The 24,355-nt window shown below is 41.9% G+C and carries 19 protein-coding genes; all 19 read right to left on the bottom strand.

Annotated elements, in window-relative coordinates:
• Window positions 1–16: 16 nt before the first annotated feature.
• The gene (locus ACNO7B_RS08115; protein ID WP_046526657.1) at window positions 17–1,243 is read right to left on the bottom strand and encodes an endo-1,4-beta-xylanase; all 1,227 of its coding nucleotides are present in this window, start codon (window positions 1,241–1,243) and stop codon (window positions 17–19) included.
• A 79-nt stretch (window positions 1,244–1,322) separates the two neighbouring features.
• Window positions 1,323–3,431: a glycoside hydrolase family 48 protein gene (locus tag ACNO7B_RS08110; protein WP_017359074.1), complete on the bottom strand. Its 2,109-nt coding sequence runs from the start codon at window positions 3,429–3,431 to the stop codon at window positions 1,323–1,325.
• 17 nt (window positions 3,432–3,448) lie between these two features.
• Window positions 3,449–5,299, bottom strand: a complete 1,851-nt coding sequence (locus ACNO7B_RS08105; protein WP_081114482.1) for a glycoside hydrolase family 9 protein — start codon at window positions 5,297–5,299, stop codon at window positions 3,449–3,451.
• Between the two features lie 420 nt (window positions 5,300–5,719).
• A complete protein-coding gene (locus ACNO7B_RS08100; protein WP_008344756.1) occupies window positions 5,720–10,033 on the bottom strand; it encodes a PolC-type DNA polymerase III in 4,314 nt (1,437 codons plus the stop codon).
• 75 nt (window positions 10,034–10,108) lie between these two features.
• Window positions 10,109–11,806 carry a proline--tRNA ligase gene (locus ACNO7B_RS08095; protein ID WP_008344758.1) on the bottom strand — a complete coding sequence of 566 codons (1,698 nt, stop codon included), beginning with the start codon at window positions 11,804–11,806 and terminating at the stop codon, window positions 10,109–10,111.
• An 80-nt stretch (window positions 11,807–11,886) separates the two neighbouring features.
• The gene (gene rseP / locus ACNO7B_RS08090; protein WP_007499546.1) at window positions 11,887–13,152 is read right to left on the bottom strand and encodes an RIP metalloprotease RseP; all 1,266 of its coding nucleotides are present in this window, start codon (window positions 13,150–13,152) and stop codon (window positions 11,887–11,889) included.
• 6 nt (window positions 13,153–13,158) lie between these two features.
• Window positions 13,159–14,310: a 1-deoxy-D-xylulose-5-phosphate reductoisomerase gene (gene dxr / locus ACNO7B_RS08085; RefSeq protein ID WP_019744167.1), complete on the bottom strand. Its 1,152-nt coding sequence runs from the start codon at window positions 14,308–14,310 to the stop codon at window positions 13,159–13,161.
• A 39-nt stretch (window positions 14,311–14,349) separates the two neighbouring features.
• Window positions 14,350–15,144, bottom strand: coding sequence for a phosphatidate cytidylyltransferase (locus ACNO7B_RS08080; protein ID WP_007499550.1), 795 nt, complete (start codon window positions 15,142–15,144; stop codon window positions 14,350–14,352).
• Window positions 15,145–15,156: 12 nt separating this feature from the next.
• Entirely contained in the window at window positions 15,157–15,939 is a 783-nt protein-coding gene (locus ACNO7B_RS08075) for an isoprenyl transferase (protein WP_007499552.1), read from the bottom strand.
• A 129-nt stretch (window positions 15,940–16,068) separates the two neighbouring features.
• Window positions 16,069–16,626 (bottom strand): ribosome recycling factor, encoded by a 558-nt coding sequence (gene frr / locus ACNO7B_RS08070; protein ID WP_008344764.1) that lies wholly within the window; start codon window positions 16,624–16,626, stop codon window positions 16,069–16,071.
• 1 nt (window position 16,627) lies between these two features.
• A complete protein-coding gene (gene pyrH, locus ACNO7B_RS08065; RefSeq protein WP_008344767.1) occupies window positions 16,628–17,350 on the bottom strand; it encodes a UMP kinase in 723 nt (240 codons plus the stop codon).
• Between the two features lie 134 nt (window positions 17,351–17,484).
• Window positions 17,485–18,366 (bottom strand): translation elongation factor Ts, encoded by an 882-nt coding sequence (tsf, locus tag ACNO7B_RS08060; RefSeq protein WP_007499558.1) that lies wholly within the window; start codon window positions 18,364–18,366, stop codon window positions 17,485–17,487.
• Window positions 18,367–18,457: 91 nt separating this feature from the next.
• Complete coding sequence (gene rpsB, locus ACNO7B_RS08055; RefSeq protein ID WP_025207335.1) at window positions 18,458–19,192, bottom strand: 30S ribosomal protein S2; 735 nt, start codon at window positions 19,190–19,192, stop codon at window positions 18,458–18,460.
• A 155-nt stretch (window positions 19,193–19,347) separates the two neighbouring features.
• Window positions 19,348–19,887 carry a Swarming motility protein SwrB gene (locus tag ACNO7B_RS08050; protein ID WP_417901384.1) on the bottom strand — a complete coding sequence of 180 codons (540 nt, stop codon included), beginning with the start codon at window positions 19,885–19,887 and terminating at the stop codon, window positions 19,348–19,350.
• A 21-nt stretch (window positions 19,888–19,908) separates the two neighbouring features.
• Window positions 19,909–20,676, bottom strand: a complete 768-nt coding sequence (locus ACNO7B_RS08045; RefSeq protein ID WP_007499565.1) for a FliA/WhiG family RNA polymerase sigma factor — start codon at window positions 20,674–20,676, stop codon at window positions 19,909–19,911.
• Window positions 20,677–20,700: 24 nt separating this feature from the next.
• Window positions 20,701–21,201, bottom strand: a complete 501-nt coding sequence (locus ACNO7B_RS08040) for a chemotaxis protein CheD (RefSeq protein ID WP_007499566.1) — start codon at window positions 21,199–21,201, stop codon at window positions 20,701–20,703.
• Window positions 21,201–21,827: a chemotaxis protein CheC gene (locus ACNO7B_RS08035; RefSeq protein WP_007499567.1), complete on the bottom strand. Its 627-nt coding sequence runs from the start codon at window positions 21,825–21,827 to the stop codon at window positions 21,201–21,203. The genes ACNO7B_RS08040 and ACNO7B_RS08035 overlap by 1 nt, the downstream gene beginning before the upstream one ends.
• A 12-nt stretch (window positions 21,828–21,839) precedes the next feature.
• Window positions 21,840–22,301 (bottom strand): chemotaxis protein CheW, encoded by a 462-nt coding sequence (locus tag ACNO7B_RS08030; protein WP_007499568.1) that lies wholly within the window; start codon window positions 22,299–22,301, stop codon window positions 21,840–21,842.
• 24 nt (window positions 22,302–22,325) lie between these two features.
• Window positions 22,326–24,353, bottom strand: coding sequence for a chemotaxis protein CheA (locus ACNO7B_RS08025; RefSeq protein WP_007499569.1), 2,028 nt, complete (start codon window positions 24,351–24,353; stop codon window positions 22,326–22,328).
• Window positions 24,354–24,355 lie beyond the last annotated feature (2 nt).

Below are 24,355 nucleotides of genomic sequence, written 5' to 3'. Positions count from 1 at the left end.
TTCTCCTCACAATCTCTTATTCTACTGGTACGATGATATCTAGTTGAAGCGGTGTTTGTTTAGTTGAATCAAGTTCAATCGTCTGCTGCTGCAACATTTTACTTTCTTCACCAATTCGAATCTCATACGTCCCGTGAAACGCTGGACATGTCACTTGGCCATTCGCATCTGTTTTTTCCACTCTTTGTGTCGTCCACTCCTGTAGAAGCTTTTCATAACGCCTGCCTGCTTCATTTAACGACCAATCATGATTCACGATGGCAGCGTGCTCTCCTCTCCAATGAGCACCAGCCCAAAATCCCCACATCAGCACACCTTTTACGGCTGGGTGACTAAAGGCTACCCGATATAAAGCTTCTAAGTTATCCGCTCGTCTATTGGCATCCGGATGAACAGAGTCATACTCTGTCACCCATATCGGTAGACCAAGCTCAGCAAGCACATCTAGTCTTTGTTTTACAACGACTGGATCCACTCGATCTTCAAAGTGACCTTGAACTCCAATAGCCTCAACTGGTGCCCCCAACTGACGAAGTTCATTGATATGTGCTTTATATGCGTGATGTTCGCCGTATGAGATTACATTATAATCATTGACAAACAGCAAGGCTTGAGGGTCAATTTTCTTCGTTTCTTCATACATCCATTTCCAAATCTGTTTCCCAAACCGGTCTTTAAAAAATGAGCCATGCATCATTTCGTTGTTTACATCCCAATGACGGAATTTTCCTTTAAAATGATTCCCTGCATGTTCAAGCCGCCTTTTCATAGCTTCATATACTTCATGATTCGGTAATGATTTCAGCCAGTTTGGATTGGCATCCTCTACTTCCCAAAATAAGGCGTGCCCCCTCACTGGAATTTGGTGTCTATTGGCAAAATTCAGCATGGCATCTGCTTTTTCGTAGGTTATTTTCCCTCGTTCAGGCTCATTTGCATACCATTTTGCCTCATTTTCAAACACAGCCCAATTAAAATGTTGGACAAAAAAATCAGCATACGTTTGATTGAATAGTACTTGGTCATTCATTGCTGAACCAAATGCAAATTCATGTCTGATTTGTTTTATTTCAACCTCTATTCCGGCTAAGGGCTTTTTTTCTTTATCGATGACATTTATGACAAGCTCTCTTTGTCTATGTTGTAAGATTCGATCATTTGCTTCTTTTCTCCAGCTTTGATCTTCTTGTTCCTGTGATCCGCCATTCGATGAATGATTCATAAATTCTTTCTTTTTAACCATAATGACATCACCTTTGCTTTCACTTCATTTATCTTATGAGAAGACCGCCGACTAAAAAAGCCGGCAGCTGTACTACGTTCTATTCGTTTATGAGACGATGGTATTCTGCATAAGCCGTAGCCATATCAACTTGCGACCAGAAACGGTGATAGGTGAAACTTGGCGCTCCGTTTTCCCATTTGCCTGTTGCTTCATTAAAAGATGCTTGATATTTACTCTCCAGTGCTGACCAAGCTGGGTCTTGCTTGATTTTCGGACGAAGATCTGCAAAGCTCGTATACACTCCGTTACCTCCTCGCTGCGGGTCAGAAGGAATGGTGCTGGAACCAGGGATCTGATTTCCTTGACCAAATGTTCCGTTCCAGCCATTTGGGAAGTACACTTCTTTTTTAAAGAAACGGTGGTAGTCTTCTCTGTCTTCCTCTGTCACAATCCCTACACCATCATTGTAATTCCAAGCAACCTCAAGGAGCTGTGCCGCTGTCTCTTTTGCTCTTATGCCAAGTGCTGTGTAGTTTCCTGTCTCTTTCTGTGTTGCAGCAGCAAAGAATGTGAGTGCTTTGATGAGACTGCCCAGTACACCAGTATCTTGAGTAGGATCTTTTGTAACTGCCGTTAAATTTGGATTACCTGTTGCAGATTGGAATCCGCTCCAAGTGTCAGGCTGACCGCTCCATTCTATATTCCCAGGAATCCAAAACTCTCCAGGTGCACTCGTCGTAGCAACAGCAACATTTGTCCCCCCTAGAATCCTTTGACCCTGACCATCTAAAAAATACCCATCTTGATCCGACACAGGACGAGTGCCAATAAAAATATAATCTAGTGAATAGTTGACCCATTTTGTGATGACAGATTTGGCCATTTGGAAATTTTCAGATGTTTTGTCGCCATCTTTTGCAAAGATATAATAAAGCTCTGCTACACGCTCAATCGGCCATGCTTGCATTCCAAACCAGTTATTGGACGGAGGATCATGGTAAACAGGCGCATCTTCATAAGCCATATCATAAAATGTGCTTCTTCCTGCTGGATAAGCGCTATAGTCGCCATTCCAGCTGTTGGTAGCACCTCCTGCAATCGCTCCCTCTTTTGATTGAAGCCAGACGTAAAATTCAAGCTGTCTCTTTAACGTCTTTTCCCAATCACTTGCACCAGTCGGTGACGATGGCTTTAAGCCTCCCTTATCTGAGGATAAAGCGTAGGCAGCGACTGGGTTTTGATACCCTTGATGACAATGGCTCGCTCCGATACGCCATGACCAATTCGCATATTCTCCAAGTCCCCCGCCCCAAGAGGTGTACCATGCCATTAAGTGATGACATGCACTTTTTCCATTTCCAGGATACGGATTACCTTGTTTGCCGCTTCCAATTGTTTGAAAATATTTATCGTACATTCCGTAACGAAGGAAATCACCCATCTTTTTCGCTTTATCAAGATAGGCTGACCCATTATAGCCAAGTTCCTTTGCCCAATACATTGCCTGTATCGCACGTGCATCAGCATCCGTCGCATTTGTGTAGCGCCACTGGGCGGCTGGCGCTTGATTTTCTTTTGTGAACAAGCTCATGAAACCTTCATTGGGCTTTCCGGCCGTTTTATCATCTTGTGATGGATGAGGGATGGCCTCCCATACGGATTCTTGCGGACCCCGCTGGAATGTGTTTACATATGCGGCTGTATGTGATGGATTGAGCAAATTCCCATATTCATACCAGTTGTCTACATCAAGAAGCCAGTGCATTAAATACGTTTCATTCGTTCCGTAAGTTGACTTCAGTTCACCATCAATCGGATCTTGACCAGCAGGGCGAGCACCCGTCAACTGGCTCGGATATTGATCTGGATATGGTTTTTCTGAAGCGTATGTGGCTGGGCTAGATGGATTGTAAGAACTCATATGCGGCTGTTCGTCATGTCCATCTTCGTTTACTGGAATGATAAACTTCTCCATATTATCCCAAGCCGCTTCTAGTTTGCTCCAATCGCCTGTGTAGTGACCATACAATGCTTCAAGCCATAACCAATAGCTGTAAGCTTCTGAAGTGGTCATATGCCCGTAATCAGGTGCCTCACAAATGAGTGTCTCAACGGAATGATACGGAATGCCTTCTTTTGAAAAATATCCATTCGCATCGTTTTTCATTTGATGATAAAGCGTTAAAAACCGTTCTTTATTTGTCATGTCCTCACCCTTTATATTTATTTATTCGGAAGCGTACCAAATTCTAAAATACCTTGATCAAAAACAGGAATTCTCGCTGTTTTCTGCATATTGGATGTTAATCCTTGAAAGGAATAATCATTTGAGGCATCCCATATATTCGCACCATTTGGCGCAGATAACCGGAACTGTATTTCCTTCTTATGAAGCGATTCACCTCCTGGAAAAATAGCTACGCCAGTAAAATCGATTTCTGTAAAATAGATATGGGATGATGCGTCATACACCGTTAGCGGAGTTAAGGAAGCGCCTTCATTGTAAACAGCTGTCACTTGAATATCTTTATCAGTGAATCCCTTCGCAAATATCTCACTTAGATTGACATAATATCTAAAAGAAAGTGATTGACTACTTCTTGCCGGCCAGCCTGATCGATTGTATAGAATGGCTTTGATCTGAGTAGATGTTGTATCGTTACTCATGACAGCTGCCTCTACAAAAAACTCATCTTCCACTTTTTCTTTAGGCGGAAAATTCGGCAGCTTTGACTGCCCCTGACCAAACAACTGCACCATTTTGGCTACATTTCCAGTAAAGGCGGCATTATAGTCTGTTGCTACCTCGTTTGATACATAGTCAGAGATGTCATCGGTATACTGATCCTGTGCATTAGGCCCCCCAACAAGCGCTCCATAAAGCGTGTGCCGATGAGAAGAAGGAGTTGTCAGCTGATTAGACCATGAGCCATGTGCAGTTCGATGGTGTGGATGCATCGGCGGATTTTTGCCAAACCCAACGACATAGCTTCTATTTTGCGGATTATCCCCTAACATATAGTGTGTTTGCCTGATCGCAAACGTTTGGTATCGATTCTTTTTTTCTTGATCAGAGACCCAATCTGCGTACACAAACGCTAAAAATGCAGCATTTGCTGTATAACGAAGTGAACCCCATTGATCTAACCACGCTAGTCCGCCAGGCGTATAAGTGATTCTTTCTACTTTTCCATTTTGAACAAAACCCGTCGACCAGTAATCGAGATTACGCTCCGTCGATTCGATAAACCTTTTCTCCTTTGTGATTCTCGCAAGTAAAATTTGCGAAGCAAAAAAGGTATTGTCCCACGACATCGTAAACGTATAATCCCAATCCTTCGGCCATTCTTCTACTGCTTTTAGTGCTTTGTTTAAATAGGTCTGGTCATTTGTCGCCAAGTACAGCCATATTCCACCCCAAATGAGCTCATCAATATAGCCGCTCCAGGAATTATAAAATGGCTGAGCATTGGTGACACAATCTGTATACTCACCGCGATATTGGTCAGCAAATGCATAAAGCTGCTTTGCATGAGTGAGAAGCTTTGCTGCATATGGCGCGTCTGTTTCTTTAAAAATAATTGAACCTGCTGCTAAAGCGGCTGCGGTTTGGGCGGCTACTTCTGTTCCTGGACAATGTTCATCAATTTTAAATGCTGGCCGGTTCATCGGCATCACTTCTGCTGGACCCCACCAGCCATGATCCGCGTTCCCATCGCCTACTTGTGCCCAAAATTCATTTGGACCTGTATGGGCTTTCAAAAAATAATCGGTTGCCCACTTGATTTGATCTAACATATCATCAAGCAGCTCTGCCTCTTCGTAAGCTTCTCGGTACTCATAGACTGTCCATGCAAGCACGGCTGCAGAGTAAGCCATCGGAAGCCCGAACTTCACATGATCACCAGCATCGTACCAGCCGCCTGTTAAATCATGACCAACATCTTTCCCATCCTCTAGTCCAGAATCCCCTCGCCAATTAAGACGATTGCTTTCAGGAAGCTTTCCGGAACGCTGGGCTTCGTAAAACAAAATGGATTTTTGAAGCACCTCTACATAGTTGTAATCTGACATGTACCTACTTCTCACCCCTTCTTGTTTCTTAAACGTGAAACATTGAACAAGAAATGACCACCTCCTTGTCATTCCGTTCGTGTTTTGTACAGTGTTGAAAAGAATCAAGCGTGTTTCAAAAATGTGCATAGTAAACAGCCATCAGCTTGACGCTCACCGAGGGTTTTCTCCTGATTCTTCATGTGACTGTACCCAAAATGATCATATGTCGTATGAGAACATTTCAGACGGCTAAATTCTCTTTTTTGCTCTATTTGGGTAGAAAGAATGACATACAATCTCTTCTCTCAAAACACGACGTTAAATCAAGATATATGAACCAACAAGAAAATAATTCCAGTTAAAATATTTTAGTTTACATAATAATTTTATTGTATATATAAAAAGAACGCCCTTTAAGGGCGCTCTTCATTTTTCACATTAGAACAAAGAAAGCTGGTTTTGATCAGGAAGTGCTTCTAAGCAGCCTTGACGATCCAAATACTCAAGGATGGTCTTAGACACTTTTCCTCGTTTTTGTAAATCTTCTTTTGAAAGGAATTCACCATCTTGGCGTGCGCGTACAATATTTAACGCAACGTTTGTTCCGAGTCCCGGGATGGAGTTGAATGGCGGGATTAACCCGTCTCCATCAATGATAAACTCAGTGGCACTTGATCGGTATAGGTCTACTTTTTTAAAGTGATAGCCTCTTTCACACATTTCAAGTGCAAGCTCTAGTACAGTTAATAGGTTCTTCTCTTTCGGTGATGCATCAAGACCTTTTGAGTTAATATCGTCCATGACCGCTCGAATCGCATTCGATCCTTTTGTCATCGTTTCGATATCAAAATCATCAGCACGAACGGTAAAATAAGCCGCATAGTACAGAAGTGCATGATGCACCTTGAAATAAGCAATTCGAACGGCCATTAATACATAAGCAGCCGCGTGGGCTTTAGGGAACATGTATTTAATCTTTTTACAAGAATCAATGTACCAGTTCGGTACGTTATTATTCTTCATTTCTTCTTCCCATTCAGGAGGAAGTCCCTTCCCTTTACGAACAGATTCCATAATTTTAAAGGCAAGTGACGGCTCTAAACCTTGATAAATCAGATAGACCATAATATCATCACGACAGCCAATCACTTCGCTTAGTTCACACGTTTTATTATGAATCAGCTCTTGGGCGTTGCCGAGCCATACATCTGTACCGTGAGATAGACCAGAGATCTGAACAAGCTCCGAGAAGGTGGTCGGTTTTGTATCCTCAAGCATCTGACGAACAAACCTTGTGCCAAACTCTGGGATCCCAAGTGTTCCCGTTTTACATCCAATTTGTTCTTCTGTGACACCGAGAGGTTCCGTTCCTTGGAAGATTTTCATGACCTCAGGATCATCTGTCGGAATCGTTTTTGGATCAATTCCGCTCAAGTCCTGAAGCATCCGAATGACCGTTGGATCATCGTGTCCAAGAATATCTAGTTTCAGCAAGTTATCATGGATTGAATGGAAATCAAAATGCGTCGTTTTCCAATCAGAACCTGTCGCATCTGCTGGATATTGAATTGGTGAGAAATCGTAAATGTCCATATAATCCGGCACGACGATAATACCGCCTGGATGTTGGCCCGTTGTCCGTTTGACCCCCGTACAGCCCTGTACAAGCCGGTCAATTTCAGCACCTCTCATATGAAGGTTATGATCTCCTGCGTAGCCTTTCACATAACCATATGCCGTTTTTTCTGCAACGGTACCGATTGTACCTGCGCGGTATACATACTCTTCACCAAACAGCTCTTTCGTATAGTTATGGGCAATCGGCTGATATTCTCCTGAGAAGTTTAAGTCGATATCGGGCACTTTATCTCCTTTAAAACCTAAGAACGTTTCAAACGGAATATCGTGTCCGTCTTTTTTATACGGCGTCCCGCATTCAGGACAGTCTTTATCAGGAAGGTCAAATCCTGAGCCAACCGATCCATCATTAAAGAACTCGGAGTGCTTGCAACTTGGACATACATAGTGCGGCGCAAGCGGGTTCACTTCTGTAATCTCTGTTAATGTCGCAACGAGAGATGAACCAACTGACCCCCTTGAACCAACTAGATATCCATCATCAAGTGATTTCTTAACAAGCTTATGAGAAATTAAATAAATAACAGCGAAACCGTGACCAATAATACTCTTTAATTCTTTCTCAATCCGGTCTTCTACAATTTTCGGTAAATCGTCACCGTAGATGCTGCGAGCCATGTTATAGCTCATTTCCCGAATTTCTTCATCTGCACCTTCAATTTTTGGTGTATAAAGATCGTCTTTGATTGGTTTAATACTTTCGACCATCTCAGATACTTTTTGCGTATTCGTCACGACAATCTCTTTCGCCTTCTCATCTCCAAGAAAAGAGAAGGCTTCTAGCATTTCATCAGTTGTTCTAAAATGAACTTTTGGCAGTTCATGACGATTGAGTGGATTCGCCCCGCCTTGTGATGAAATTAAGATTTTGCGATAAATTTTGTCTTCTGGATGCAGGTAGTGCACATTTCCAGTCGCCACGACTGGTTTATTCAGTTTTTCACCAAGTTTTACAATGTTTGTGATGATCTCTTTTAATGCACGTTCATCCCGAACAAGCTCCAGCTGGAGTAAATGCTGATACACTTCTGGCGGATGAACTTCTAAATAGTCGTAAAATGCGGCAATGTCTTCTACCTCATCAGGTGACTTCTGCATCATCCCTTCAAACACTTCACCCTTATCACAAGCAGACCCAACAATTAAACCTTCTCGATATTTCTCAAGCTGTGAGCGAGGGATACGCGGCACGCGGTAGAAATAATGAATATGAGAAAGTGAAACAAGCTTAAATAAATTCTTTAGACCTGTCTCATTTTGTGCAATCACGGTTGCATGGTAAGGACGTGAGCGCTGATACGCATTGGACTGCCCCATGTTTTCATTTAATTGATCGTGGTAGGCAATCTCTTTTTCAGCCGCATCTTTTAGCATCTTCAGCATGAGGTACCCAGTTGCTTCTGCATCATAAATCGCCCGGTGATGCTGCGTGAGTTCAATATCGAACTTTTTACACAGCGTGTTCAGCCGGTGATTTTTAAATTCTGGATAAAGGAATCGGCCGAGTTCTAGTGTATCGATGACAGGGTTTGACGCTTTATCTGTTTTTAACAGTCGCTTATATGCTGCATTTAAAAAGCCCATATCAAAGCTCGCATTGTGAGCAACAAGGATATCTTGTCCAATCCACTCTTTGAAATCCCGAACCACATCGACCACATCTGGTGCATCTCTCACCATGTCGTCCGTGATACCGGTTAGTTCAATGGTTGTTGCTGATAACGGATGATGAGGATTTGCAAATGCCTCAAAGCGGTCAATGATTTCCCCGCCTTTGATTTTCACGGCTGCAAGCTCAATGATCGTATCATACACAGCAGAGAGTCCTGTTGTCTCAACATCAAATACGACAAACGTCGCATCTTCTAACAAGCGGTGCTCTGGATTATACGCAATCGGTACCCCGTCGTCGACTAAATTGATTTCCACCCCGTACATCATTTTGATGCCATGCTTTTTACTTGCTGCATACGCATCTGGAAAGGATTGTACAACGGCGTGATCTGTCAGGGCAATGGCCTCATGCCCCCATTTTTTTGCTTGTTCAACAAGTCTACCGATGCCAGTGACAGCATCCATCTGGCTCATTGGCGAATGCAAATGAAGCTCAACGCGCTTTTCTCCCTCAGGTGCAGTATCTTCTTTCAGCTGAGGTTTCATTTCATTGACGTCATTTGCGATCATGACAAGATCTCTCACAAACGTATCGTTTTGAATGCTTCCTCTTGCTTTGACCCACATCCCTTTTTTCAAGGATTTCATGAGCTGGGCATCTTCTTTTTCTCTCGCAAACATTTTGATCAAAATACTATTCGTATAATCGGTAATTTTAAAGATACAAAGGGTTCTACCGCTTTTTAGTTCGCGCGTTTCTGCATCGAACACGTACCCTTGGACGGTGATTCGTCTTTCTTCGTCCATAATACTATCAAGCGTACGTATTTCTTCATTGTCTTTGATTTGATAGCCAATCATCAGAGGGCCAGAAGGAGCTTCCTCTTGATCCTCACTTTCCTTCTTCTCCATCTCAACAAGGGCTTGCATGGCTCTTTCTTGATCTTCAGCAAGTTTTTGTTCTCTGAACTTCTGAATCTCTTGATCTGATACAAAAATTTCTGTATCAAATTGAAGTTCTGGAAAACCAACTTGTTTAAATGCAGCCTGAAGCATTGGGCTATATTTCTTCTTGATGGCTAGAGCCTCAGTTTCGCTTTTTGTTTTGATGATGATCTTATGTCCAGACAGCGCTGGTTTTTGCTGTTGAAGCAAGCTGATGATTGGGGGAGAAATCCCTTGAAGCTCTTCCACACAATGGGACCAATACGATTGAACGAGCTCTTCAGATATGTGCGGATCATTGACTTCAATCGTACAAGTAACTTGTGCAATATGAGAAAATGCATTTGTCAGCCTGCTTAAAAACATTGCATATACTTGGTAAGGCAAAAGTGCCTTAAATTTAAAAAGGAAATGCCACGTTTTTGCCGCCTTATGCACCGTCAATTTGACGATCTCGCCTTCTTCAAAGTAACGGCTGAGGTCATCATCTGTCATTTGAATCTGATTGAGTAATATATGAAATTGCCGCCGGGTAATCGGTAATTGTTCATCCAAGACAGGACCCTCCTTTTGCAAATCAGAAAGGTACCTCTTTTTTGCAGGAGGTACCTTCATTTTTTTGTTCGTTTTTTATGCTTGGCGTATAAATGAAATCAGTTCATCAACAGATACTTCGTGTGATTCACCTGATTTTCTGAATTTCACTTCGACAATACCTTCTTCTGAACGTTTCCCGCAGCTAATGCGAATTGGCAGTCCAATTAAGTCACTGTCGGCAAATTTAACGCCTGCACGCTCTTGGCGGTCATCGAAAAGGACATCATAGCCCTCTTCCTGTAAACGCTCATACAGCGTTTCAGCCAGTTCCTTTTGTGCATCGTTTTTCATATTTAAGGCAAGTAGATGAAGATCATATGGCGCAACTGTTTCTGGCCAAATAATCCCCTTGTCATCATGATGCTGTTCAACAATCGCAGAAAGAGTTCTAGAAATTCCGATGCCATAGCAGCCCATGATCATTGGCTGCGCACGTCCATTTTCATCGAGGTATGTTGCATCCATTGCCTCTGAATAACGCGTGCCTAGTTTAAAGACTTGTCCTACTTCAATTCCTTTTGCGAACTGGATTGTGCCTTCACCATCTGGAGAAACGTCTCCTTCTTGAATCAAGCGAAGATCTGTATATTCCTTCACTGACAGATCACGAGCAGGATTAACATTGACATAGTGATAATCCGATTCATTTGCACCTACAACTGCGTTTGTCATTCCTTTTACAGCGTGGTCTGCATAAATCGTTACTTCCGCTTCAAGCTTCACTGGTCCAACAAATCCTGGTTCTGTTCCGATCACGTCTAGTACTTCCTCACGTGAAGCAAGCTCAACAAGCTGTGCTCCAACTAAGTTTTTCACTTTCACATCATTTACTTCATGATCGCCTCTTGTCAGGACAAGTACATACGCATCGTCCGCTTTAAACAAGACAGATTTGATACATGTAGAAGGAGCGACTTCTAAGAATGCCGCAACATCTTGTATCGTCTTTACCTGCGGCGTGTGTACTTTCTCAAGTTCTTTGAAGTCCGCAGGGTTTGCTTCTTCTCCGTGATACACAGCCTCAGCCATTTCAATGTTCGCAGCGTAGGAAGATGTGTCAGAGTATGCGATTGTATCTTCTCCTACTTCTGACAGTGCCATAAACTCATGTGTATCTTTTCCTCCCATTGCCCCAGAATCGGCAATGACGGGTCTAAAGTTAAGACCTACTTTTGAAAAGACATTCGAGTAAGCTGTAAACATTTTGTTGTATGTGTCATCAAGGCTCTCTGGTGAAGAGTGGAATGAATAGGCGTCCTTCATAATAAATTCACGTCCGCGCAATAACCCAAAGCGAGGTCTTTGTTCATCACGGAATTTAGATTGGATTTGATATAGTGTCAAAGGAAGCTTTTTATACGATTTTACTTCACTGCGTACGAGTGATGTGATCACTTCTTCGTGTGTTGGGCCAAGTGCAAACTCGCGGCCGTGACGATCTTTCATACGCATGAGTTCTGGACCGTATGTATACCATCTTCCTGACTCTTGCCACATTTCTGCTTGCTGCAGCACTGGCATTAACAGTTCAGCTGCTCCCGCCTTTTCCATTTCCTTGCGAACAATGGATTGAATGTGCTGAATCACTTTATGTGCTAACGGCAAATAATGATAGATACCGCTCGTGTTTTGTCTAATAAATCCAGCTCTTACTAATAGCTGATGACTTTTTGCCTCAGCATCTGCCGGCACCTCTCGAAGAGTTGGAATGAAAGTCAGGGATTGTCTCATGTCGTTACACCTCATTTAAGAAATAGGACTTCTCACAAAAACTCTTGTTTCCCAGAATGAGAAACAAGAGAGAATGGTTTTTATAAAAATAATCGCTGGATGTCATTCCATGTCACTACTAGCATTAATAGCATGAGGAACGCAACACCAATGAAGACAACAAGTGCCTCTTTCTCACGATTAATTGGTTTGCCGCGAATGGCTTCAACGAATAGGAAAAGTAATCTTCCTCCGTCTAATGCAGGAATCGGTAATAAATTCACGATCCCTAAGTTGATACTAAGAAACGCAGCAAACTGCATTAATGTTAACACACCTTGTTTCGCTACTTCTCCTGTCATGTCATATATTCCAACAGGACCTGCAAGCATATCTAACGAAAATTGCCCTGTGACAATCTTTTGCAAGTTCGTTAAGATGAGACCTGCTGTAGATATCACTGTAGTGCCTGAGGATGAAATGACTTTGAGAAAGCCATTTTCCGTTGGCGGATAAGAGCCAAAACGGCCAATGGTTTTTCCTTCTGCCTTCACAGCTTCCGGTACAACCTGAATGGTGCTTTCTTTGCCATCTCGGTCAATGACGACATTCATTTTTTTATCTGGGTTTTTTTGAACCGTTTGAACAACGTCTGTCCAAGAATTCATTTTATCCCCGTTAATTGAAACGATATGATCTCCCTGCATAAGCCCAGCTTGCGCTGCCCGGCCGTCTTTTGTCAGCTTACCAAGTACAGGATCATCCACGGTTACACCTTGAATAAATCCTAAAGCCACAAGAATCACATATGCCAAGATAAAGTTCATAATCGGTCCAGCTGCAATGGCTTTAATGCGCTGCCATACTGTTTTTGAACCAAACTGACGGTTGTATGGTGCAATTTGAATTTCTTCACCATCTGCAATATAGAAGCTTGTTTGGCTTACATTGTAGCCAGTAAGGATGTCTTCATTTCCAGCCTCATATCCTGAAATTCTCATCGCATGATCTAAATCAATTTGTTCAACTTCAATGACAAGTGCATCAGGATATTTCTCTTTATCATTTAAAATGATTTTTTCTACTTCATTTTGCTCATTGAATAAGAGCCCCACTGTATGACCCGGTTTAATTTCAATGACTTCAGGATCTTCTCCAGCCATTTTAACAAATCCGCCGATTGGCAGAAGTCTGATGGTATAGACGGTTTCTTTTCGTTTAAAGGAGAAAATCTTCGGTCCAAAACCAATTGCGAACTCGCGGCATAAAATGCCTGCGCGCTGCGCCATAATTAAATGGCCAAGCTCGTGGAAAAAAACGAGCGTTCCAAAAATAATAATAAACGCAATCACTGTATTCACGAACATACCACCTTATGCGAGGATTGATTGAACAAAGTCTCGTGTATCTTTGTCCACTTCATGGATATCTTGCAAACTAGGCGTTGAAATCACATGATGTCTGTTCAGTGCCTTTTCAATCAATTCTTCAATTTGCAGGAACGTTACTTTGCCTTTTAGAAATGCATCAACAGCAATTTCATTGGCTGCATTAAGCACAGTAGGCATTGTCCCTCCTATTTTACCTGATTCATAAGCAAAATGTAAGCAGCGATACCTGTCAAAATCCGCTTTTTGGAAATTTAATTGTCCAATCTCCCAAAGGTTTAATGATTTCGCTTCTTTTAATGGCGCTCTATCAGGGTAAGTGAGCGCGTATTGAATCGGAACCCTCATGTCAGGTGTACCTAACTGAGCCATGACACTTTTGTCATGGAATTCCACCATGGAATGGATGATGCTCTCTTTATGTAACAGCACATCAATTTGATCGTATGGGATATCAAACAGCCAATGCGCCTCAATCACCTCAAGCCCCTTATTCATCATGGTCGCTGAATCAATCGTGATTTTTGCGCCCATGGACCAGTTTGGATGATTCAGCGCTTCTTCAACCGTGACACCTTCAAGCTCCGTGCGTTTTTTATCTCGGAAACTGCCGCCTGAAGCTGTGACGATTAAGCGTTCAATGTTTTTAGCTTGTTCACCTTGCAGGGATTGAAAAATAGCGGAGTGTTCACTATCGACAGGAAGTAATGGCACGTCATACTTTTTGGCGTACTCTTTTACTATATGACCAGCTGTCACAAGTGTTTCCTTATTTGCAAGTGCGATCGTCTTTTTTTGTTCAATGGCTTTTAATGTCGGCACAAGTCCGACACTTCCTACCAGTGCATTGACCACAACATCCACTGCATCATAGGTCGCTGCTTCGATGTTCGCTTCATCACCCGCAGCCATTTTGACATCGTATTGAAATGAATGACCTTTTAACGTGCGATAGGTCTCTTCGTCTACACATCCAACGAATTCAGGCTGAAATTGTTCAATGATAGGGATGGCCTTGTCTATATTTCGGCCAAACGTCATCGCTTTCAACTTGAATTTGTCTGGATGCTGCCTGATCACATCTAATGTTTGTTCTCCAATTGATCCTGTTGCGCCTAATAGCGAAATATATTTCAAATTGCCACTCCTTCTCTCGTTCAATTAGTTTCTATGAGGTTAGCTAGCAAACGTGGCCAGCAATAAATATAAAAACGGCAGAACGAATAAAAAGCTGTCAAACCTGTCCAAAATTCCGCCATGACCTGGGAGTATTGTCCCTGAATCCTTCACATGGTAATGACGCTTTAAAGCAGATTCCACAAGGTCGCCAAGCTGTCCAAAAATACTGAGCAAAAGAGTAATAAACATAACAAGCAGATATGATGGCAAAAATCCTGTAACCGCCTGGAACACAAGTGACAGCACAACCGCTGTGACGATTCCGCCGATAAATCCTTCTACTGTTTTGTTTGGGCTGATCTCTGGCCAAAGCTTTCGTTTCCCCATAGATTTCCCAATAAAATAGGCACCTGAGTCAGTGGACCAAATAATCACCGCTGCGAAGAAGATCGCACTCATGCCATACAAGCCTCTAATTTGAATAAAATAATAGAAACTAACGCCAATATATAATGTGGCTAATATAACAAAAGCAACCTCATCGAATGTGAAAGAGTTTTTGCTCAGAACTGTATAAGTTAAAAGGATTAAGACTGCAAATAAAGCAATCTGCATTTTTGATGCGTCTACGTTCGGGAAGAAGCTATTTTCTCCGCCCATTAAAAGCCAAAGCAATATTAAGCTGACAATGCCAGGAAAGCTGAAAATCGAAATCTTTTTCATTCTAAGAAGCTCAAAGAGAGCGACACTTCCCATTAAATAAATCAGCAGGGTAAATGGCATTTGTCCATAAATCACTGCAAGTAAAAACACTGCAGCTGCCAGAACACCCGTCAAAATTCTTTGTTTCATCTGCACCACCCTCTAAATTCCACCGAACCTCCGGCCGCGGCGCTGGTACTCTCCGATAGCGCCTATGAGATGCTCATCAGAAAAGTCAGGCCAAAGCACATCCGTAAAGACAAACTCGCTGTATGCAATTTGCCAAAGCATAAAGTTGCTTAATCTAATTTCTCCACTCGTGCGAATAAGCAAATCCGGATCTTGAAGAGATTCTGTCATTAAATAAGCTGAAAACATCTCTTCTGTGATGTCTTCTGCTCGAAGCTTGCCTTCTTTGACTTTTTCAGAAATTTGTCTGCATGCAGAAATAATTTCTGTCCGTCCTCCATAATTGAGCGCAAAATTTAAAATGAGTCCGTCATTATTCGCCGTACTCTTCACTGCGTTCTCTACCGCTTTTTTTGTATGTTGCGGGAGGCCGTCTGGATCACCTGTTAAACGTACACGGACATTTTCCTCGATGAGTTCAGGCAGATAGATGTTTAGAAACTCTTCAGGAAGCTTCATTAAAAAGTCTACTTCTAGTTTTGGACGTTTCCAATTTTCTGTAGAGAAAGCATACAAAGTCAGCACTTTGACATTCAGCTCATTTGCAAGCTTGGTCATGCGCTTGACAACTTTCATTCCTTCATGATGTCCTGCTACCCGTGGAAGCGCACGTTTCTTCGCCCATCTTCCATTCCCATCCATGATAATGGCGATATGTTCAGGAATTTCTCCATTTAATATGTCTTCTTTTGTCAGGCTTTCTAAGTTGGAAGCTGCTGTTTGCTGATTCTTCCAATTTTTGAGTATATTGAGCATGAGATTCCTCCATCACCCAAAAAGGTTGCGTTCCCGCTAATAATATAGTCCTCAACAGTATTAACAAAAAAACCCCCTGTAAACATGAAGAGGGTCTTTTCACTATTATCTATTGTACATAGTTTTTTCTTAAACTTCCATGATTTCTTTTTCTTTATCTTTTGTCACTTCATCAATTTTAGCGACATATTCATCTGTCAATTTTTGAACATCCTCTGTAGATGATCTTAATTCATCTTCAGTGATCTCCCCATTTTTCTCTAGCTTTTTCAATTCATCGTTTGCATCACGACGAACGTTACGAACAGCTACTTTTGCTTCTTCTGAGTATTTTCTCACAACTTTTACAAGTTCTTTACGTCTTTCTTCTGTTAGTGCTGGGATCGCAATACGGATCACATTTCCGTCACTTGTTGGTGTGATACCAAGATCAGACTTTTGGATCGCCTTTTCGATATCACCGATCGCTGTTTTATCGTAAGGTGTGATAATCAGCATACGTGCTTCTGGCACTGTAATTGACGCAATTTGGTTTAGTGGTGTTTGCGCACCATAGTAATCCACTGTTACTTTGTCTAAAAGGGAAGCATTAGCTCTGCCCGCACGGACAGTTGCTAGTTCACGTCCGTATGCTTGAACGGCTTTTTCCATTTTTTCTTTTGTTTGGTTCAACACTTCTTTTGACACGTTATTTCCCCCTCACGATCGTTCCGATTGATTCGCCATTGACGGCACGTTTAATATTTCCTTCTTCCATAATAGAGAAGACGATTAATGGAATGTCATTGTCCATACATAATGAGGACGCAGTAGAATCCATTACAGCAAGCCCTTCTTTTAGTACATCAAGATATGAAAGCTTATCATATTTTACTGCATCCGCATCTGTACGAGGATCAGCACTGTAGACACCGTCTACATTGTTTTTCGCCATTAAAATGACATCTGCTTCAATTTCAGCTGCACGAAGTGCTGCTGTTGTATCAGTAGAGAAATAAGGGTTACCAGTACCTGCAGCAAAAATCACGACACGTTTCTTTTCAAGGTGACGGATCGCTTTTCTTCTTATGTATGGCTCTGCAACCTGTCTCATTTCGATAGAGGTTTGTACTCTAGACTGAATGCCAAGCGTTTCTAGGCTGTCTTGTAATGCCAATGAATTCATCACTGTTGCAAGCATTCCCATATAGTCTGCTGTTGCCCGGTCCATTCCTAAGTCACTGCCTGTCTTACCACGCCAAAGGTTTCCTCCGCCTACAACGACTGCAACTTCAACATCAAGCTCTGCAATTTCTTTTACTTGCTTTGCAATTGATTGAATGACAGTTGGGTTAATTCCATTTCCAGCATCACCAGCTAGTGCTTCTCCACTTAGCTTCAGTACAATGCGATTATATTTCGGTTTGCTCATGATAACCTCCAAGTGTAAACTATACCGTCTCTTATTATGCGTAAGAAACCGTCTTTTGTAAATCAATATCCTCTAAAAAATAGGGAACACAGTGCTTGTGCTCCCTAAAAAAGCCCCAGAGAGCTTTTCAAACATTATTTTTTCACTTGGCTCATAACTTCTTCAGCAAAGTTGTCTTGACGCTTTTCGATACCTTCGCCCACTTCATAGCGAACATAAGTTTGAACAGTTGCGTTTTTCGCACCTACAACTTGTTTCACTTTTTCATCTGGGTTTTTAACGAATGCTTGGTCAAGTAAGCAAATTTCTTCGAAGAATTTGTTTAGACGGCCTTCTACCATTTTAGCAACGATATTTTCAGGCTTTCCTTCTTGAAGCGCTTGTTGTGTTAATACTTCACGCTCACGGTTTGCTTCTTCTTCAGACACTTGGTCACGAGAAATGTATTTAGGGTTTACAGCAGCAACGTGCATTGCGATGTCTCTCGCAAGCTCTTCATCAGTTGTTCCGTTAAGAACCGCTAATACACCGATGCGTCCGCCCATGTGTAAGTAAGAACCAAATGCAGCGTTATCTTCTTTTGTGATGACTGAGAAACGGCGCAACGTAATTTTTTCTCCGATTTTCGCAATTGCAGAAGTAATATGTTCTTCAACTGTTGAACCATTTTCCATTTTAGAAGCGTGTGCTTCTTCAATTGTTGCAGGTTTCGCAGCAAGTAAATGATCAGCAAGTTCGTTAAGAAGATTTTGGAATCCTTCGTTTTTCGCAACGAAATCAGTCTCAGAGTTCACTTCTAGGATAACACCAGTGTTGCCGTCAGTTTTAATAAGAGTTAATCCTTCTGCCGCAATACGGTCTGCTTTTTTCGCAGCTTTTGCGATCCCTTTTTCTCTTAGAAGATCGATTGCTTTGTCGATGTCACCATCAGTTTCTGTTAACGCTTTTTTACAGTCCATCATACCTGCACCAGTTTTTTGACGCAGTTCTTTTACTAATTGAGCAGTAATTGCCATTTTACATTTCCTCCTTCTATGTTAAAACACGGATTACTAGGTGAAAAAAAGGTGATAAAAGGCAGTTCCCTCTTATCACCTTTTGAATAGGTTACGCAGTTGTTGTTTCAGTTTCTGTCGTTTCTTCTACAACAGCTTCTTCTTCGCCTTGTTTAGACTCAAGAATCGCATCTGCCATTTTAGCAGTTAGAAGTTTTACAGCACGGATTGCATCATCGTTTGCAGGGATCACAACATCAATTTCGTCTGGATCACAGTTTGTGTCAACGATACCGATAATTGGGATATTCAATTTACGAGCTTCTGCAACTGCAATACGCTCTTTACGAGGGTCGATAATGAAAAGTGCATCTGGAAGACCCTTCATGTCTTTGATTCCGCCTAGGAATTTTTCAAGACGTTCTAATTCTTTTTTCAGTTGAACGACTTCTTTCTTAGGAAGAACTTCGAACGTACCGTTTTCTTGCATTTTTTCGATATCTTTTAAACGTTTGATACGTTTTTGGATTGTTTCAAAGTTTGTTAACGTTCCACCAAGCCAGCGTTGGTTTACATAGTACATACCAGAACGGATTGCTTCTTCTTTCACTGAATCTTGTGCTTGCTTTTTCGTACCAACGAAAAGAATTTTTCCTCCGTCAGCAGCAAGGTTTTTCGTGAAGTTGTAAGCTTCCTCTACTTTTTTCACCGTTTTTTGAAGATCGATGATGTAGATACCGTTACGCTCTGTAAAGATGTAACGCTTCATTTTTGGGTTCCAACGGCGTGTTTGGTGACCGAAGTGAACACCAGCTTCTAGCAATTGTTTCATAGAAATAACTGACATGTTGTTGCCTCCTAATATAATGGTTTTTTTTCCTCCGCTTAAGTCATGTTCACATAAAACTGCGCCACGGCAGCACCTTCATACGAATCATTAAGCGTGTGTATTTAACACCAAGAAATAATATAACACATGATGGACTGACAATCAAGAATCCTTTACAGCTTTCCGCTAAATTTTAATAAAAGCTCGATTTCTGTCTTGCCCGTTTTTAATTCTTTCGCTATTTCTTCTAATGATAGCCCTTGATCATATAAGGCCTTTACTTGATCCTCAAATGTTTCTTCTATTTCACTTTCAGAAGGCGCAGAAGCTTCTGTTTCGAGACTTGAAACGGGTTCGTTTACCTTCTCTTCCTGCACCTCAACTTCGCTAAGGAGAGCCGACAGGTGCTCTGGAACTGGATCTTCACTTTCTACCGATTGCTGGGATTCAATTGGTGGTTGTGGCTGCTTTGGTGTCTGAAGATCCGATTTCAGCTCTTCAGCAGAAAAATCAGGGGAAGTGGCTGCAGCTTTTGATAGTTTTTCATTCTCTTCTTTGACTTCCATCAAAAATGCAGCCAGGGTATTTTCCGTTTCTTCTAAAAGCTCTCGCTGCTTTTGTTCTGTTGCCTTCAGCGAATACATTCTCGTGTATAAAATGATCACAAAATAAATAAGTGCAGCATGAAGCATAAAGCTAATCAGCCATAGCATATTTTTTCACTCACTAACTCTTTAAGATTGAATGGCTTTATCAAGCAGATGCTTAAGCTTGAACAATGCCTTTGAATGAATTTGCGAAATGCGGGAGGTCGATAAATTAAGCACTTGACCAATTTCCGTTAACGTCAATTCCTCTTTATAGAAAAGACTAATCACAAGCTTTTCTTTTTCCGAAAGCTCTGTCATTTTTTCGGCAAGCTGTTCAATTAATTCATCTTTCAGCATTTTTTCTTCAGGTGTCACAGTTTTTTCGTCGCGAATCATGACTTGAACGTTTTCTCCGTCTTCTTGATCATGCAGCTTCTCATCAATCGAGAGCAAATTCGCAAAGAACCCTTCATTCATCGTGGTGACCACATCTTGTTCACTCATGCCGAGTTCTTCAGCAACCTCTGTTGGTGTCACATTTCGCAAATATCGCTGTTCAAGCTTTTCAATTGCCGCTTCTACTTTTTTTGTTTTTTCTCTTGATGTACGAGGCAGCCAGTCCTCTTTACGAAGACCGTCGATGATGGCCCCGCGAATTCTGAAGGATGCATATGTATCAAACTTCAGATCTCTTCCGGGGTCAAATTTTTCAAGGGCATCATATAAACCGAGCATCCCTAGACTGATCAAGTCTTCTTTGTGCACTGACTTCGGGAGACCGATGGAAATTCTTCCAACATGATATGTGACGAGCGGCATATAGCGGCGCATAAGATCATCTCCAGCAGCTGGGTCCTTCCACTCTTTCCATCTAGCCCATAGCGCCTGATCTTCGTAATTTAAGGATTGCATCTTTCTCCCCCTATACTTCCTTAGTTATATCTTCATAATGCCTTGTTTCACAGTGCGGATCTCAAGTTCTGTTGTAAGCGGATCGAATTCAATCGTGCGTCCATTGTTTCCGCCCGTGTCCTCACTAATGATCGGGATATGATGAAGAGACAGATGTTCTTTCACAGCTGATACATTTCTAGGTCCAATTCTCATCAGATCATTGGTTGACTTAAATTTAAACATTTCTGCGCCGCCAGCAAGCTTCGCTTTTAGCGCATGTTTGCGCGCTCCTTCTTTTAAGAGCAGATCAATTGTATGCTTGACACCTGTATCTGCATACTTAGCCAAGTTCTCTACCGCTCCTTTTGAAAGAGAGGAGTCTGGAAGCATGACATGGACAAGTCCTGCCAGTTTTTTTTCTTGGTCAAAAAGGACAAGTCCTACGCAAGAACCGAGACCGGATGTCCGAATACGGTCCGGTGTTTTCACAAGCTGAACATCCGCTATACCAACCTTTACAACTGCCGGAATCTGCACGTTCATTATAGGTTACCTAATGCTTTGAACAGTTTTTCAAACGATTCAAAGTCTGGTAATAGAAACATATTTCCTTTCAGCTCTTGCTGATTTTGATCATCAAAAATCGATGTATCAATCACAATTGCCTGATCGCCGAGAGGACTAAACTGCATTAACCCTTCACTAATGACAGCCCCGAACATATCGAGCGTGACATCTGGAACACTTGGGTGAAGCTGCAGTTTTGTTAAATCGGCAAGTGCTGATAAATAAGAGCCTGCTAAAATATTTCCTAGCTCATGAAGCGCTGATGTTCCTAGCATGTGTTCATGAATCGTATCAATATCAAATGCTGGGTCCTGAACAAGCTCTCTTACAAATTGTTCAGCTTGTTCAAACGGCATAATGAAAAAGATTGAACCGGTAAGATCACCCTCCATTCGCAAAAAGATACTGGCAACTGGAAGGTCTGCTCCACCAAAGAAATCCATTAAATCTTCAAACGAGAGAACTTTGACAAAAGGAACAGCCATATCAATTTTGCGATTCAATAGGCTGGCAAGAGCAGACGCTGCATGGCCTGCTCCGATATTCCCAACCTCACTTAATATATCTAGCTGTTCATCTTTAATTTCATTGAAAATGCTCATTTCACATCCCCCTTAATGAACAGGTGCATCTTGCACGCTCTTGTCGAGGACCGCACCAGCATGAATGATATTGAATAGACGCTGATCATGCTTAATAATACCTGTCACCCATGACAGCCCTTCTTTTTCAGCTGTATCAGTAGAAGATTCTACCTCTTCCTGATGAACAGTAATGACATCATTTGCTTCATCAACAATCCAGCCGACTTCAATGTCACCAACTTGTACAATAATCATTCTTGTTTCGTCGGTAATCTCGTTGTCAGTTGATCCAAGTCTCACTCTAAGGTCAATGACAGGTGTCACGACACCACGTAGATTAATGACACCGCATATATAAGGGGCAACGCCAGGAACTCTTGTCGGCTGCTGCCATTTTTCAATGGACTTTACTTCTGATACTGAAATGGCGTATTCTTTTTTGTTTACGATAAACACAATCATCTTTTCGCCAGTTTTGATATCTGTACTCATTTCAGACCGCTCCTCTATTGTTTTTTACTTAATCAGTGCATTACAGTCAACGATGAGTGCAACCTGACCGTCACCTAAGATTGTTGCGCCTGATATCGCAAATACGTTTGGTAGGTAATCTCCAAGTGATTTCAATACAACCTCTTGCTGACCGATAAACGAATCGACCACAAATGCTGTTAGCTTGTCTCCTTTACGGACAACAATAATGTGCAGTTCTTCTTCTAAATCATTCGCATTTGGTACGTTGAACTGTTTCTTCAAGTACACAACCGGTACGATAAATCCACGGAAATCAATGACTTCACGATCATGAGTTTGAAGGATGTCACTCTTCTTAATGACAGCCGTTTCTATAATAGAAGAAATCGGAATAGCAAATGTTTCTTCCTCTAGTTTCACAAGAAGTACGGAAATGATCGATAATGTGAGTGGAAGCTGAATTGAGAACAGTGAGCCTTGACCTTCTGTTGAGTTAATACTCACAGAACCACCTAATGATTCGAGCTTGTTTTTCACAACGTCAAGACCTACACCTCGGCCCGAGATATCAGAAATCGTATCAGCTGTAGAGAACCCTGCTGCAAAGATCAATGAATCAATTTGGTGATCTTCAAGCGTTTCCGCTTCTCTTTCTGTAATAACCCCGCGCTCTAATGCTTTTTCAAGGACCTTTTTACGGTTAATCCCGCCGCCATCATCTTCGACTTCAATGAAGACATGGTTTCCGCTATGATATGCTTTTAAAAGAACAGTTCCTTTTTCTGGTTTGCCTTTTTTCACACGTTCTTCTGGTGATTCAATCCCGTGATCGAGACTGTTTCTAAGTAAGTGTAAGAGCGGATCGCCAATTTCATCGATCACTGTTCGATCAAGCTCTGTCTCAGCACCTTCAATGATCAGCTCAATTTTCTTATTGAGCTCTTTCGTCAATTGACGAATCATACGTGGGAATCTGTTAAACACCGTTTCTACAGGCACCATTCTCATGTTCAAGATGATCGATTGCAGGTCTCCAGAAATACGGGACATTCTTTCCACTGTATCCGTGAGTTCGTTGTTTTCAAGTTCTTTGGCAATCTGTTCTAAACGTCCTCTATCAATGACAAGCTCTTCAAACAGGTTCATAAGTGAATCTAGACGATCGATGTTGACACGGATCGTTTTCGTTCCGCCGGCAGCTGCACCGTTATTGCCATTTGCTTTTGGCGCATCGTTTGCTGGCGCTTTAGCAGCAGGCGCTGCGGCTTCTTCATTTTTCTGCTCAGGTTTCTCTGCTTTTGTTTCAGCCGGAGCCGCTTCTTCAAAGGCAGAGACTTCAGAAATCTCCACTTGTTCAACCTCTGAGATCGCTGTCACGATTTTTTTCACTTCTTCCATCGGCTGTTTCGATAAGTAAGAAATGCTGAATTCAGATTCAAAATCTTCTGATTCTAAAAGTTCTGCATTCGGAACCGTTTTGACAACCTCTCCTGCTTCGTTCAGTCTTTCAAAAATCATATAGACACGAACGGCTTTTAATAAGCATGCGTCACTTAATGTCACGTTCAGCTCATAACATTTAAAGCCTTGTTCTCTCGCTTCATCAAGAACTGTTCGTTCAAATTCGTTATAGTCTAGGTCGCTTGCAGCTGATGATGCTTCAGCAGTCTCAACGGCAGATGCTGTTTCTGCATGGCTTCCTGTCACATCTAGTTTTTTACTAATCTCCGTGACATCACGTTTTCCATCCCCGCCCTCTGCAATCGATTGAACCATTGCTTCAAGGTGATCGAGTGCTTCAAACATCGTATCCATTGATTCAGGAGTGACAATCATTTGTTCGTTTCTGATGGCATCAAACATGTTTTCTAAATGATGTGTTAATTGAGCCATATCATCAAAGCCCATCGTTGCACTCATGCCTTTCAGTGTATGAGCGGCTCTGAATATATCATTCACTAGCTGCAAGTCTGTTGGGTTCTTTTCTAATTCAAGAAGTTTTTCATTACAAGTTTGTAAGTGTTCTCTGCTTTCATCTAAAAAGATATCTAAGTATTGGTTTACATCCAACG

This window comes from Bacillus sp. AK25 (assembly GCF_048270685.1).
In the GTDB taxonomy this organism is placed as follows: domain Bacteria; phylum Bacillota; class Bacilli; order Bacillales; family Bacillaceae; genus Bacillus; species Bacillus altitudinis.
This window is presented reverse-complemented; position numbering and strand designations above follow the sequence as displayed.

Excerpts from the sequence above, each read along its gene's own strand:
- ACNO7B_RS08115 (WP_046526657.1), bottom strand. The coding sequence starts at position 1,243 with ATGGTTAAAAAGAAAGAATTTATGAATCATTCATCGAATGGCGGATCA.
- ACNO7B_RS08110 (WP_017359074.1), bottom strand. The coding sequence starts at position 3,431 with ATGACAAATAAAGAACGGTTTTTAACGCTTTATCATCAAATGAAAAAC.
- ACNO7B_RS08105 (WP_081114482.1), bottom strand. The coding sequence starts at position 5,299 with ATGTCAGATTACAACTATGTAGAGGTGCTTCAAAAATCCATTTTGTTT.
- ACNO7B_RS08095 (WP_008344758.1), bottom strand. The coding sequence starts at position 11,806 with ATGAGACAATCCCTGACTTTCATTCCAACTCTTCGAGAGGTGCCGGCA.
- rseP (WP_007499546.1), bottom strand. The coding sequence starts at position 13,152 with ATGTTCGTGAATACAGTGATTGCGTTTATTATTATTTTTGGAACGCTC.
- ACNO7B_RS08080 (WP_007499550.1), bottom strand. The coding sequence starts at position 15,144 with ATGAAACAAAGAATTTTGACGGGTGTTCTGGCAGCTGCAGTGTTTTTA.
- ACNO7B_RS08075 (WP_007499552.1), bottom strand. The coding sequence starts at position 15,939 with ATGCTCAATATACTCAAAAATTGGAAGAATCAGCAAACAGCAGCTTCC.
- pyrH (WP_008344767.1), bottom strand. The coding sequence starts at position 17,350 with ATGAGCAAACCGAAATATAATCGCATTGTACTGAAGCTAAGTGGAGAA.
- tsf (WP_007499558.1), bottom strand. The coding sequence starts at position 18,366 with ATGGCAATTACTGCTCAATTAGTAAAAGAACTGCGTCAAAAAACTGGT.
- rpsB (WP_025207335.1), bottom strand. The coding sequence starts at position 19,192 with ATGTCAGTTATTTCTATGAAACAATTGCTAGAAGCTGGTGTTCACTTC.
- ACNO7B_RS08050 (WP_417901384.1), bottom strand. The coding sequence starts at position 19,887 with ATGCTATGGCTGATTAGCTTTATGCTTCATGCTGCACTTATTTATTTT.
- ACNO7B_RS08045 (WP_007499565.1), bottom strand. The coding sequence starts at position 20,676 with ATGCAATCCTTAAATTACGAAGATCAGGCGCTATGGGCTAGATGGAAA.
- ACNO7B_RS08040 (WP_007499566.1), bottom strand. The coding sequence starts at position 21,201 with ATGAACGTGCAGATTCCGGCAGTTGTAAAGGTTGGTATAGCGGATGTT.
- ACNO7B_RS08035 (WP_007499567.1), bottom strand. The coding sequence starts at position 21,827 with ATGAGCATTTTCAATGAAATTAAAGATGAACAGCTAGATATATTAAGT.
- ACNO7B_RS08030 (WP_007499568.1), bottom strand. The coding sequence starts at position 22,301 with ATGAGTACAGATATCAAAACTGGCGAAAAGATGATTGTGTTTATCGTA.